This is a genomic window from Pseudomonas sp. NPDC096925, assembly GCF_044762545.1.
Classification (GTDB): Bacteria; Pseudomonadota; Gammaproteobacteria; order Pseudomonadales; family Pseudomonadaceae; genus Aquipseudomonas.
The window spans coordinates 1,067,951-1,080,440 of the sequence record NZ_JBIWEM010000001.1 but is presented as its reverse complement, the minus strand read 5'-3'; the positions used below and the strand labels follow the sequence as shown (position 1 = coordinate 1,080,440).

10 protein-coding genes are annotated in these 12,490 nt (G+C 64.1%); 7 read left to right on the top strand and 3 right to left on the bottom strand.

Features of this window, described 5'->3' with window-relative positions; translation table 11 throughout:
* Positions 1-66: 66 nt before the first annotated feature.
* Positions 67-4,932 carry an NAD-glutamate dehydrogenase gene (locus tag ACIQYU_RS05185; protein ID WP_233687123.1) on the bottom strand — a complete coding sequence of 1,622 codons (4,866 nt, stop codon included), beginning with the start codon at positions 4,930-4,932 and terminating at the stop codon, positions 67-69.
* A 273-nt stretch (positions 4,933-5,205) separates the two neighbouring features.
* Here ACIQYU_RS05185 and ACIQYU_RS05180 point away from each other — a divergent pair, with 273 nt between their 5' ends.
* Positions 5,206-5,559, top strand: a complete 354-nt coding sequence (locus ACIQYU_RS05180) for a hypothetical protein (protein ID WP_013971664.1) — start codon at positions 5,206-5,208, stop codon at positions 5,557-5,559.
* 161 nt (positions 5,560-5,720) lie between these two features.
* Here ACIQYU_RS05180 and ACIQYU_RS05175 read toward each other — a convergent pair whose 3' ends face one another.
* Positions 5,721-6,626: a LysR family transcriptional regulator gene (locus ACIQYU_RS05175; protein WP_207831764.1), complete on the bottom strand. Its 906-nt coding sequence runs from the start codon at positions 6,624-6,626 to the stop codon at positions 5,721-5,723.
* A gap of 123 nt (positions 6,627-6,749) precedes the next feature.
* Here ACIQYU_RS05175 and lysA point away from each other — a divergent pair, with 123 nt between their 5' ends.
* From lysA to soxR, 4 genes are all read left to right on the top strand, one after another.
* Positions 6,750-7,982 carry a diaminopimelate decarboxylase gene (gene lysA / locus ACIQYU_RS05170; protein WP_207831766.1) on the top strand — a complete coding sequence of 411 codons (1,233 nt, stop codon included), beginning with the start codon at positions 6,750-6,752 and terminating at the stop codon, positions 7,980-7,982.
* Positions 7,983-8,193: 211 nt separating this feature from the next.
* On the top strand, positions 8,194-8,637 hold the full coding sequence (locus ACIQYU_RS05165) for an acetyltransferase (RefSeq protein WP_063913847.1): 444 nt from the start codon (positions 8,194-8,196) through the stop codon (positions 8,635-8,637).
* A 59-nt stretch (positions 8,638-8,696) separates the two neighbouring features.
* Positions 8,697-9,434, top strand: coding sequence for a GntR family transcriptional regulator (locus ACIQYU_RS05160; RefSeq protein ID WP_207831768.1), 738 nt, complete (start codon positions 8,697-8,699; stop codon positions 9,432-9,434).
* A gap of 178 nt (positions 9,435-9,612) precedes the next feature.
* The gene (soxR, locus tag ACIQYU_RS05155) at positions 9,613-10,068 is read left to right on the top strand and encodes a redox-sensitive transcriptional activator SoxR (protein ID WP_207831770.1); all 456 of its coding nucleotides are present in this window, start codon (positions 9,613-9,615) and stop codon (positions 10,066-10,068) included.
* Positions 10,069-10,175: 107 nt separating this feature from the next.
* Here soxR and ACIQYU_RS05150 read toward each other — a convergent pair whose 3' ends face one another.
* On the bottom strand, positions 10,176-10,472 hold the full coding sequence (locus tag ACIQYU_RS05150; protein WP_207831772.1) for a DUF3144 domain-containing protein: 297 nt from the start codon (positions 10,470-10,472) through the stop codon (positions 10,176-10,178).
* A 143-nt stretch (positions 10,473-10,615) separates the two neighbouring features.
* Here ACIQYU_RS05150 and ACIQYU_RS05145 point away from each other — a divergent pair, with 143 nt between their 5' ends.
* Positions 10,616-11,476, top strand: a complete 861-nt coding sequence (locus tag ACIQYU_RS05145) for a CAP domain-containing protein (RefSeq protein WP_207831774.1) — start codon at positions 10,616-10,618, stop codon at positions 11,474-11,476.
* Between the two features lie 224 nt (positions 11,477-11,700).
* Positions 11,701-12,483: an aldolase gene (locus ACIQYU_RS05140; RefSeq protein WP_207831776.1), complete on the top strand. Its 783-nt coding sequence runs from the start codon at positions 11,701-11,703 to the stop codon at positions 12,481-12,483.
* Positions 12,484-12,490: the final 7 nt, after the last annotated feature.

Genomic DNA, 12,490 nt, shown 5'->3' with positions numbered 1-12,490 from the left:
GCCAGCACAGGAATACAAAAAAAGCCCCGGCATCGCTGCCGGGGCTTAGTTTTACTCACCTTGGGCTCAGGACGGCACCACCGCCGCCTGCCCGCTCATGGCCAGGTCGACCAGCTCGCGGTTGGCCACCGCGTACATCGCATAGTCGGTGCCGGTGGCATTGCGCAGGTCATCCAGCATGGCGCGCCAGCGCTCCACCATCACCCGGTGCTGCTCGGCCCACAGCGCCACACGGGCGTCCATGTCTTCCGGTGCATCGGCCATCTGCAGTACCGAGATGGTGATCGCCCGCTGCTGCAGGTCGATGTCGTCGCGGAACGCCTCGCGGGCCAGTGCCTGCCAGTTGTTTTCCACCGGCAGGTTGCTGATTTCCTGCAGGTACCAGGTCAGGTCCAGCGCGCTGCCCACGGCGAAGAACGCCTTGGCCACCTGTGCCGGGTCATGGCCGGTAACGTCCGAAGCCTCGATGATCGGCAACAGGGTGTACAGGTGGGTAGTGCCGGCCACCATGCGCGCCAGCAACTCCGGTACACCAGCCTCGACGAAGCCCTGGTAGCGCACCATCCAGCGCTCGCGGGTCGGGCCTTCGAGCAACTCGTCGAGCTTGAGCCCCAGTTGCGCGATCTTCGGCCCGAAGTGCGCGGTGTCACGCCCGGCGTCCTGCTCGTTGCGGCGGCTGCGCAGGAACCAGCGGGTGGCACGGCGGCCCAGGCGCATCAGCTCGTCCATCAGGGTCAGCTGGATCTCCGCCGGTACCTGGTAGTCCAGTGCCTCGATCTGGCGGAACCAGTGCGGCAGGTGGAAGATGTCGCGCACGATCACATAGGCCCCGGCCACGTTGGCCGGGCTCATGCCGGTCGACTCTTTCAGGCGCTGGACGAAGGTGATGCCCATGTTGTTGACCAGGTCGTTGGCGATCTGGGTGCTGACGATTTCGCGTTTCAGGCGGTGGCGGCGCATGGACTCGGCGAACTTGCTGACCAGCGACGGCGGGAAGGCGGTTTCCATGTCGCGGGTCAGGTAGTCGTCGTCCGGCACCAGCGACTTGAGCAGCTGTTCCTTGAGGTCGATCTTGCTGTACGAGATCAGCACCGACAGCTCGGCGCGGGTCAGGCCCTGGCCGGCGGCCAGGCGTTCGGCCAGCTGCTCTTCGGATGGCAGGAACTCGATGGCGCGGTCCAGCTTGCCACGGGCTTCCAGGTCGGCCATCAGGCGCTTGTACTCGGCAATCCGCTCGCGGGCGCGGCGGGCAGCCAGCGACAGCGCCTGGGTCTGCTTGTAGTTGTTGCCCAGCACCAGGCCGGCCACTTCGTCGGTCATGCTGCCCAGCAGCTGGTTGCGCTGCTTCTCGGTCATGTCGCCACCCTGCACCACTTCGTTGAGCAGGATCTTGATGTTGACCTCGTGGTCGGAGCAGTCCACGCCGCCGGCGTTGTCGATGAAGTCGGTGTTGGTGGCGCCGCCGTGCAGGCCGAACTCGACCCGGCCGAGCTGGGTCATGCCCAGGTTGCCGCCCTCGCCCACCACCTTGCAGCGCAGTTCGTTGCCATTGACACGCAGCGCGTCGTTGGCCTTGTCGCCAACATCGGCGTGGCTCTCGGTGCTGGCCTTGACGTAGGTACCGATGCCGCCGTTCCACAGCAGGTCTACCGGTGCCTTGAGCAGCGCGTTGAGCAGCTCGGTCGGGGTCAGGCGATCGGCATCAATGGCGAAGCGCTCTTTCATCTGCGGGCTGATGGCGATGCTCTTGGCACTGCGCGGGAAGATACCGCCGCCTTCGGACATGATGCTGGTGTCGTAGTCGCTCCAGGCCGAACGCGGCAGGTCGAACAGGCGCTTGCGCTCGGCAAAGCTGGAGGCAGGCTCCGGGTTCGGGTCGATGAAGATGTGCAGGTGGTTGAACGCGGCCACCAGTTGCAGCTTGTCGGACATCAGCAGGCCGTTGCCGAACACGTCGCCGGCCATGTCGCCGACGCCAATGACGGTGATCGGGTCTTCCTGCACGTTGATGCCGCGCTCGCGGAAGTGGCGCTGCACGCCCACCCAGGCGCCGCGTGCGGTAATGCCCATCTTCTTGTGGTCGTAACCGGCCGAGCCACCCGAGGCGAAGGCGTCGCCCAGCCAGAAGCCGTAGTCGATGGCGATGCCGTTGGCGATGTCGGAGAACGTCGCGGTGCCTTTGTCGGCCGCCACCACCAGGTACGGGTCGTCATCGTCATGCCGCACCACGTTGGCCGGCGGCACCACGCCACCGTCCTTGAGGTTGTCGGTGATGTCCAGCAGGCCGGAAATGAAGATGCGGTAGCACGCCACGCCTTCGGCGGCGATCTCGTCACGGCTGCCGCCCAGCGGCAGGCGGCGCGGCAGGAAGCCGCCCTTGGCGCCGACCGGCACGATTACCGAGTTCTTCACCTGCTGGGCTTTTACCAGGCCCAGCACCTCGGTGCGGAAGTCTTCCTCACGGTCGGACCAGCGCAGGCCACCTCGGGCGACGTTGCCAAAGCGCAGGTGCACGCCCTCGACCCGTGGCGAGTAGACGAATATCTCGAACTTGGGCACTGGTTTAGGCAGTTCGGGGATCAGCTTGGGGTTGAACTTGAAGCTGAAGTACGACTTGTTGTGGCCGTTGGCGTCCGGCTGGTAGAAATTGGTGCGCAGGGTGGCCTTGATCAGGTCCAGGTAGCGGCGCAGGATGCGGTCTTCGTTCAGCACCTGCACGTCATCCAGCGCGGTCAGGATGGCTTGCTCCAGACGCAGTTGCTTGTCATCCAGGTCGTCCTGTGTGAGCTTGCGCGCCAGGTAGAAGCGGGTCTTGAACAACCGGGTCAGCTCGCGGGCGATGTCGGTGTGGTTGTTCAGGGTGCTGGCGATGTAGCCCAGGTCGAAGCCCAGGCGGATCTGCTTCAGGTACCGGGCGTAGGCACGCAGCAGCGCCACGTCGCGCCATGGCAGGCCGGCGGTCAGCACCAGGCGGTTGAAGGCGTCGTTCTCGGCATCGCCACGGACGATGTGGATGAAGGCGTCCTGCAGGATGTCATTGAGCTGCTGGATGTCCAGGCTCAGGCCTTCGCTGTAGGTGAAGGCGAAGTCGTGGATCCAGTAGCCGCGGCCACTGGCATGACGCAGGCGGTACGGGAACTCGCCGAGCACGCGCAGGCCAAGGTTTTCCAGGATCGGCAGCACGTCGGACAGCGCCAGCGGAGTGTCGGCGTGGTACAGCTTGCAGTGCAGGATGCGCTCGCCGGCCTGGGTCAGCGGCTGGTAGAAGCTCATCGCCAGCGGCTTGCTTTCCGACAGGTTCAGCACGTGCTGCAGGTCGACCACCGCCGAGTGCGCGGCGAAGCGCTCGCGGTAACCGGCCGGGAAACCTTTGGGGAAGTCGGCGAGGATGTTGGTGCCCTGGGCTTCGCCGAAGTTCTCGATCACCAGCGCCGAGTAGTCGTCATTCCACGAGCGGCAGGCCTGGATCACTTCGCGTTCCAGTTGCTGCGGGTCGATGTCGATGCGGTTTTTCGGGTCTACCCGCAGAATCAGCTGCACACGGGCCAGCACCGATTCGGAGAAGAAGGTCCAGAACTCGCAGTCGCTGGCCTTCAGGCGCTCCATCAGCACCTGCTGGATCTTCTGCCGCACTTCGGTGGAGTAGATTTCCCGCGGTACATAGGCCAGGCAGTAGCAGAAGCGGCCGTACGGGTCCTTGCGCAGGAACACGCGGATCTTGTTGCGCTCCTGGATCTGCACGATCGACATGACCGTGCTGAACAGCTCGTCGACCGGGGTCTGGAACAGGTCGTCGCGCGGCAGCACTTCCAGCACCTGGGCCAGTTCCTTGCCCAGGTGGGCCTTGGGATCGAAGCCTGAGCGGCGCTCGACTTCGGTGACCTTCTCACGGATATAAGGGATGGCATGCACGCTTTCGCCGTACACCGACGAGGTGTACAGGCCCATGAAGCGATGCTCCTTGATCACCTTGCCGTCGGCATCCAGCTGGCGGATCGACACGTAGTCCGGGTACGCCGGGCGGTGTACGCGGCTGGGCAGCGCGGCCTTGGCGAACGACAGCAGCAGCGGCTCGTTGAGGTAGGCCACGGCGTAGTCTTCGATGCGCAGCTCGTCGCTGGTCAGGCCCACGCGCAGGCGGCGCGGCAGGCCGAGGAACGACTGCTCGTCGTAGACCATCTGGCCGCCGTCGGCGTCGCCCTTGACGGTGAATTCTTCATAGCCCAGGAAGGTGAAGTGGTTGTCCAGCAGCCACTCGAGAAACGCCTTGACCTCGCCCTTTTCGTGTTGCGCCGGGCCAAAGGCGGTCTGCTCCACCTCCGCCACCACTTCACGCAGCTTGGCCTTCATCGGTTCGAAGTCGGCAACCACCACCCGCACCTCGGCCAGCACCTGCTCGATCTCGCGGGCCAGTACCGTCAGCTCGGCGGCGTTGGCGCAACGATCGATCTCCAGGTACATCAGCGACTCATGGCGTACGCCCTCGCCCTGGGTGCCCTTGGGCAGCAGTTCCAGCAGCTCGCCCTTGGTGCCGCGGCGTACGCTGAGCACGGTGGTCTGCAGGGTGTGGATGCTGTAGCCGCGGCGGTTGAGCTCGGTACGCACCGAGTCGACCAGGAACGGCAGGTCGTGGTGCAGCACTTCGACCACGGTGTGGGTCGATTGCCAGCCATTGCGTTCGTAATCGGGGTTGTACACCCGCACTTGCGGGTATTCGGGGTCGAAACGCTCGATGATGCGCCAGGCTGACAGGGTGCAGCCGGCCAGGTCGGAAAGCCTGCGTTGGGTGAGTTCGTCCAGAGAGATGATGCCGAAGAACTGCTCGGCGAACAGCGCGACTTGTGGCAGGGACTGTTCGCTGATGTGCTGCGCCAGGGCCGCTTGCAGTTGGTGCTGGAAGTCGGCTTTGCTGGCTGCGGTGAAGAACGCCATCTGTGGTACTCCGCTTGGGCTTTGTAATAGTTGAAGCGTCGCTGCGTGCGCCGTGTACGGATCAACGATAGCCAACCCGTGGCAAGGCGGACGGTAAAACCAGGCGTTGAACGTGCGCAGGCACGCCCAGGGCTCGCCGAAGCTTAACGACTGATCGGTCACAAGGCTTGCAGCGCTGCGACAATTTCGGTCAAGGGGCGGTAACTTTACGTTTATGCCTGCCGGCAAGACTGTCAGAATTCCCTTCCGTTTCCGTTGATCCGAGCCTTGTCCATGCAAATCAATACTGCCCTGCTGTTCGCCACCCCTTGCGATGACGAGGAAGACAACATGGCGACCCTGTGCTGCCACAGCGACAAGGGTCAGATGTTCCTGCTGACCCGCTACCCGGACGAAGACACCGTCGACCTGACCCTGGATGACGAGCCGTCGACACTGGACGGGTTGAAAGTGACCCTGAGCGCCAAGCGCCTGCTGATCGAAGTGGCGGCCGGCGACCGCGATGCACTGAAGGGCGATGAGGTGCTGGAGATCAACCTGACCAGCGAGTTGAGTGACATGGATGAAGTGAAGGAAACCCTGGAGAACATCCTGGCCGGGACTGGTACCTTCGTCTGCGAGCTGTAACGAACTGAATACCGGCGCTGCCCCTGTGGGAGCGGGCATGCCCGCGAACACCGGCACAGCCGGTGCCATTCATCGCGCCGCCTGTTTCGCGGGCTTGCCCGCTCCCACAGTGATCGCGCCAGCTTTCAGGTTTTGTGCAAGGCAGTTCCCCCCCACAACGATCATGCCAGCGCTTGCTGCATCTCCCGGGCCTGCACCCGCAACGCCTGGCAAAACGGCTCCACCGCTGCCGAAGCCGGCCGATGGTCCGGCCTTATCAGCATCACCTGGTACGGCACCGACACCCGCAACCGCCGAATCGGCAACCCGCCCTGCGCCGCCTCCAGCCCACTCAGCGGGTTGATGATCGCCACCCCCAGGCCCTGCCGGACCATGGCGCACACCGAGGCAGCACTGGTGGTCTCGATGACCGTGCGGCGGTTCACCCCCGCCGCACGGAAGTGCTGGTCCAGGCGCTGCCGGTAGGTGTCGAGGCTGGCCAGGTTGATGAAGTCGACCTCGTGAAAATCGCTCAACTCCAGCTCGGCCCGGGCCTGCAGCGGATGCCCCTCGGGCAGCACGCACACCATGTTGGCGCTGAACAGCAATTCGCCGTAGGCGCCACGCGGTATCTGCTCGACCTCGGTCAGGCCCAGGTCATGCTGCTGGGCCACCAGTGATTCCTCCAGCAAAGGCGACTCCTGCGCCAGGATACTCACGCTCACGCCCCGGTGCTGCTGGTGAAAGCGCTGGCAAGCCTTGGGTAGCAAGGTCTGGGAAAACAGCGGCAGGCAGGTTATGGCCAGCCGACCCTGTTCGAAATTGCGGATGGCCTGGGCAAAGCGGTCGATGCGCTCCAGCCCTACGTAGGCCCGCTCAACCTCCTCGATCAGCAGCAACGCCTGGGCGGTCGCCACCAGGCGCCCACCCTCGCGCTCGAACAGGTTCAGCCCGGTTACCTGCTCCAGCCGCGCCAGTTCGCGGCTGACAGTGGGCTGCGAGGTGAACAGCAGGCGCGCCGCACCAGTGACACTGCCAGCGGCCATGATGGCGCGGAACACTTCAATATGGCGGACGGACAGTTTCATGGCAAAACCCGGTAAGTCGGCAATGGTCATATCAGATATGAATGACCGACAGAAAAATAGCTATTTTTCTGAATTCCTGCTTTGGCTCATCCTCGTGGCCTTCCTTATATGAGTAACGCCACCATGACTGCACCCTTCACTCTTCTGGCCGACGCAGTTCGCCAGCACGGCTCGCCGCTGTGGGCCTACGACGCCGGCACCATCGCCGAACGGGTCGAACAGCTGAAGGTGTTCGACACCGTGCGCTTCGCCCAGAAGGCCAACCCCAACCTGCATGTGCTGCGCCTGATGCGCGCCCACGGTCTGGTGCTGGATGCGGTGTCGCTGGGCGAAATGGAACGGGCTTTTGCCGCGGGTGCAAGCGTGGATGGCGACCCTGCCGGCGTGGTACTGACCTGCGATGCGCTCGACCGGCCGACCCTGGAGCGGGTGGTGGCCTCGAAGATCGAAGTCAACGCCGGTTCCATCGACATGCTGCGCCAACTGGGTGAACGCTCTCCCGGCCACCGCGTGTGGATCCGCATCAACCCCGGCTTCGGCCACGGCCACAGCCGCAAGACCAACACCGGCGGCGAGAACAGCAAGCACGGCATCTGGCACGAAGAGCTGGGCGAAGCGCTGGCCTGCGTTAAAAACCATGGCCTGCACCTGGTGGGCGTGCACATGCACATTGGCTCCGGGGTGGATTACCAGCACCTGGAGCAAGTGGCCCGCTCGATGATCGAGCTGATCGGCCGCCTGGGCGTGGACATCGAGGCGTTCTCCATTGGTGGCGGGCTTTCCACCCCGTACCGCAGCAGCGACAAGCCGGTCGACCTGCAACGCTACGCCCGGACCTGGGCCGTGGCACGCAAGGAAATCGAAGCGATGCTGGGCCACCCCGTGCGCATGGAGATCGAGCCAGGGCGCTTCCTGGTGGCGGAATCGGGTTACCTGGTGGCCGAGGTGCGCGCCGTGAAGCAGGTGGGCCGCAATACCTTCGTCATGATCGATGCCGGCTTCAACGACCTGATGCGCCCGGCGATGTACGGGGCCTACCACCGCATGACCCTGCTCGACGCCAACGGCCAGCCGGTGGAGCGCCCACGGCAGCCGACCGTGGTGGCCGGGCCGCTGTGCGAGTCGGGCGATGTATTTACCCAGGATGACCAGGAACTGACCCCGCATGACCTGCCCCTGGCGCAGGTGGGTGACCTGCTGGTGATCCACGACGCCGGGGCCTATGGCGCGTCGATGTCGTCGAACTACAACAGCCGGCCTTTGCTGCCGGAGTTCCTGATCGAGGATGGGGCGCTGCGGATGATTCGCCGCAGGCAGACGGTGCAGGACCTGCTGGGTCTGGAGGCGGGCTTCTGAGATCGCGGGTAAACCCGCTCCCACAGGTACGGCGCCGGGCTCGAGGGCAGTGCCGTGCTTGTGGGAGCGGGTTTACCCGCGAAAGGGCCGGCCCGGCCGACACATCAACTGATGTCCTGCCCCACCGTCCATTGCCCCGCCCCACACAATCCGGGTACCCTTTTCCTTCATCCCGCACTCCCCAGGCCATACACCGCCCAGGCATGACTCCATGATCATTCGCCAAAGCATCGCTGCAGACCACCCGCAGCTGCTCGACATCTGGCTGCGCGCCGTGCGCGCCACCCATCACTTTCTGCAAGCGTCCGACATCGAGGCGCTGCTGCCGCAATTGCGCGACGTCTACCTCCCGGCCGTCGAACTCTGGGTTGCGGTAGACACCGATGACCGCCCGCTGGGGTTCATCGGCTTCAATGAAAACCACGTGGAGATGCTCTTCGTCGACCCCGAACGCCACGGCCAGGGCATAGGCCGCGCGCTGCTGGATTTCGGCCGTCAGTCGCGCAGCACGATGAGCGTCGATGTCAACGAGCAAAACCCGCAGGCAGTGGGGTTCTATCGGCACTACGGTTTCATCCAGACCGGCCGCTCAGCGCTGGACGGCGAAGGCCGGCCGTTCCCGTTGTTGCATATGAGCCTGCCCGCCCAGGCCTGATTTCCGGTGCCGCTTTGCGCCCCTGGCGCTGCTACAAATTCGCGAGACAGACCAACGGCATGAACCCGACGCGCTATACCACCGTGGCAAAGGACTTGATGGAGGGCATCGCCAGCGGCCGCTACCCGGTGGGCAGCCTGCTGCCGACCGAGTTCGAGCTGTGCGACCTTTACGATGTAAGCCGGCACACGGTGCGCACGGCGATCAACCAGTTGCTCAACCAAGGGCTGGTATCGCGGCGCAAGCGCGTGGGCACCCGGGTGGAGGCCAGCAGCCCGCGCGGTGGCTACTCGCAGTCACTGGCCAGCGTGGCGGACCTGGCACACCTGGCGGAAACCCAGCAACGGGAAATCCAGGACGTGCGCCACTTCGTCGCCGACCTGAGCGAGGCGGCGCGGCTGGGGCTGGTACCGGGCGAGCATTACTTCTGCGTGTCGAGCGTCCGCGTCGACCGTGTCCACAACGCGGCGCCGCTGTGCTGGACCGATGTGTACGCGCAGCGCGACTATGCCGCGGTCATAGATTTGGCCCGCGAGCACCCCGACCAGCTGATTGCAGGGCTGATCGAGCAGCACTATGGCCGGGCGATCGCAGTGGTCGACCAGCAGGTGCGGGCAGTGTTGCTGACCGCGGAAATGGCCCGGGTGCTGAAGGCCGAGGCAGGCTCACCGGGGCTGAAGATCATTCGCCATTACCGCGAGGAAAACGGCGACCTGATGGCGGTTTCCGAGACGGTGCACCCGGATGACCGCTTTACCCTGGTTACCCAGATACGCCGCGATCGGTCGCCGCCCTGATCGGGCAATCGGGGCCGCTATGCGGCCCATCGCCGGCAAGCCAGCTCCCGCAGCGTTCGCGCATGGTTTGAGGTCAATGCGGTCGCGGTGGGAGCGCCGGGCGTGCTCCGGGGGAAAGCGGTTGCGAAGAAGATCGGGCGGGACTATAAGAGCTCAACTTAACTTGAGGTCAGCAGGCATGACAGCGGACAACACACGGATGCTAACGGTAGGTGAAGTGGCCAAACGCAGCGGCGTGGCGGTGTCTGCACTGCACTTCTACGAGACCAAGGGGCTTATCGCCAGCATCCGTACGGCGGGTAACCAGCGCCGTTATCCTTCGCTGGTGTTGCGTACGCTGGCCATCATCAAGGTGGCGCAACGCACGGGTATTCCGCTTGAGGAAATCAGGCAGGCCTTCAGCCGCTACGCGCCCAACAGCAAACTCACGGCAGCGCAATGGGGCGAGATGTCGACCGCCTGGCGCGAAGACCTGAACGCCCGCATTCGCACCCTGGAAGCGTTGCGCGACAGCCTGGACAACTGCATTGGTTGCGGCTGCCTGTCGCTGGAAGAATGCCCGCTGCGCAACCCCGAGGATGTGCTGGGCAAGGAAGGTACCGGGGCGCGGATTCTGGAAAAGAAGGCCCGATAAGGCTGCGCTGGCGGGTAGAAGACTGAATTCGCAAGCGGTCGGCTCCCACAGGGTCCCTGCTAATTCAATGAGCCTTGTGCAGTTCCATGAGATCGCGCCCCCATGGTTCAGTCGCTTTTGCCCAGCACATACCGGTCAAAATGCTCGATGTGCTCGTCCAGGTTGTCCTCGAGCATCATCCGGTATTGCTCGCAGAAATACTTCAACAGCTCCTCCCGCGCGGCAGCCAGTTCGGCACTGGTCTTGAAACTGCGGGCACTCATCCAGGCATTGAAGCGCGAGGCGCCGAAGGTCAGTGAGGCACTGACCTTGCCCAGGTCTTCCATTTTCTCGATCTGCTGGTTCGCCAGTTCGATATGCGCATCCGCGCGGTCGTAAAAAGCCTGATCGGTAGCTTGTGTCATTGCGGTTTACCTTGTTGCAGCATTCAAGTTGAGTACCCGCGAAAAATTGTACCGCGTACACGTGAACCTGTATTGAGCCGCACAGTCTTAGCCGAGCCCTCAAATCGGCCTTGCCGTCGTTATCCAACAGAGCCATTCACCCCATGCGCCAAGCAGTCCGTCGCTCCCCCTTTGTCTCGCTCTGCTTCATCCCTTTTTTCCACCTGTTCGCCAACCCCGCCCATGCCAGCGGGGAAAGGCAACTGGTGGCAGCCATCAACGACTATCGCACCCAGCCACAACGCTGCGAGCGGCGCATTGTCCGGGGCTCGACGCCGCTGGTGCTGAAACCGAAACTGGCATTGCCAGTCGGCTACGACGGGGGTTTGCGAGAAGGATTGAAGGCTGCGGGTTATCAGGCGGTGAAGGTGCGGGCCATCCGCCTGGTCGGCGCGCAAGATGCCGAGGAGGCCTTTGACATGCTCCGCAGCGACTACTGCGCAGCCCTGCTCGATAGCCAATATGCCGATATCGGTGTGAGTCGCTCACGCAACGAATGGCGGGTGCTGCTGGCTCGGCCCCTGCTCGATGCCCAGCTTGGCGATAGGCGATCGGCAAGCAACGCGCTGCTGGCACAGGTGAACGCTGCACGGGCGAAGCCGCGCCTGTGTGGTCGCAAGCGCTTTGCCGCTGCACGCCCGTTGACCTGGAACACCGCCCTGGGAACGGCGGCGCAGCGCCACAGCCGGGCGATGGCCAACGACAATTTCTTCGCGCACCGCGACCTCGACGGTGATCTACCCGCGGATCGGGCATGGGATGCCGGCTACCGTGGGCGACAGATCGGCGAGAACATTGCCGCAGGCCAGGGGTCACCGAGCAAGGCGATGGCAGGCTGGCTGGCCAGCCCCGGGCATTGCGCCAACCTGATGAACCCGGTGTTTACCCAGGTAGGTGCGGCCTTTGCCGAGAACTCGCGTAGCGATAACGGCGTTTACTGGACGATGCTGTTCGGCGCGCCTTGAAGGGCACGTGCCAGCCCTCTGACCAGGGCTGGCCTGCCAATCGTTGCCCTGCACCACCTCTGACAACCCCGCCATACCTTCCCCCGCGCAGTCTCAGATGACTGGCGCTGATGATGACACATCGCTTGCATATGACACTTTGTGTCATTAATATCGCATTTGTGTCCTGACGGTGTTCCTCGCCGATCAGCAATCCATCGCCCCTCCCCATGCAGGTACCGCCCATGACGACCACCATGCAGACCCCCAAGGACCAACTGGTCAAACTCGCCCAGCAGCAGATGCTGACGGCGCTGGCCGACAACACCTACACCCCTCGACAAAAACTCGCCCTCACCTGCCGCATCCTGTTCGACGGTGGCCACGACTCCGGCCTGGCCGGGCAGATCACCGCCCGCGCCGAGCAGCCTGGCACCTACTACACGCAACAACTCGGTCTGGGCTTCGACGAGATCGCCGCTTCCAACCTGCTGGTGGTCGACGAAGACCTCAACGTGTTGCAAGGCCGCGGCATGGCCAACCCGGCCAACCGCTTCCACAGCTGGCTGTACCGCGCACGCCCCGACGTCAACTGCATCATCCACACCCACCCGCTGCACAGCGCCGCCCTGTCGATGCTGGAAGTGCCACTGGCCATCTCGCACATGGACCTGTGCCCGCTGTTCGACGACTGCGCATTCCTCAAGGAATGGCCCGGCGTACCGGTGGGCAACGAAGAAGGTGAAATCATTTCCAGGGCGATCGGCGACAAGCGCGCGATCCTGCTTTCCCACCACGGCCTGCTGATCGCCGGCCGCTCGATCGAGGAAGCCTGCGTGCTCGCCCTGCTGTTCGAGCGCGCAGCGAAGATGCAGCTGCTGGCCATGGGCGCCGGTGACATCCGCCCCATCCCGGATGCCCTGGGCAAGGAAGCCCACGACTGGATCTCCACCCCCAAACGTCATGGCGCCGCGTTCAGCTACTACGCACGCCGTGCCTTGCGTGCCCATGGCGACTGCCTGGGCTGATCGAAGC

Bases quoted from the DNA above. Each gene is read 5' to 3' on its own strand.
- ACIQYU_RS05140 (WP_207831776.1), top strand. From the start codon at position 11,701: ATGACGACCACCATGCAGACCCCCAAGGACCAACTGGTCAAACTCGCC.
- ACIQYU_RS05150 (WP_207831772.1), bottom strand. From the start codon at position 10,472: ATGACACAAGCTACCGATCAGGCTTTTTACGACCGCGCGGATGCGCAT.
- ACIQYU_RS05145 (WP_207831774.1), top strand. From the start codon at position 10,616: ATGCGCCAAGCAGTCCGTCGCTCCCCCTTTGTCTCGCTCTGCTTCATC.
- ACIQYU_RS05180 (WP_013971664.1), top strand. From the start codon at position 5,206: ATGCAAATCAATACTGCCCTGCTGTTCGCCACCCCTTGCGATGACGAG.
- soxR (WP_207831770.1), top strand. From the start codon at position 9,613: ATGACAGCGGACAACACACGGATGCTAACGGTAGGTGAAGTGGCCAAA.
- lysA (WP_207831766.1), top strand. From the start codon at position 6,750: ATGACTGCACCCTTCACTCTTCTGGCCGACGCAGTTCGCCAGCACGGC.
- ACIQYU_RS05185 (WP_233687123.1), bottom strand. From the start codon at position 4,932: ATGGCGTTCTTCACCGCAGCCAGCAAAGCCGACTTCCAGCACCAACTG.
- ACIQYU_RS05165 (WP_063913847.1), top strand. From the start codon at position 8,194: ATGATCATTCGCCAAAGCATCGCTGCAGACCACCCGCAGCTGCTCGAC.
- ACIQYU_RS05160 (WP_207831768.1), top strand. From the start codon at position 8,697: ATGAACCCGACGCGCTATACCACCGTGGCAAAGGACTTGATGGAGGGC.
- ACIQYU_RS05175 (WP_207831764.1), bottom strand. From the start codon at position 6,626: ATGAAACTGTCCGTCCGCCATATTGAAGTGTTCCGCGCCATCATGGCC.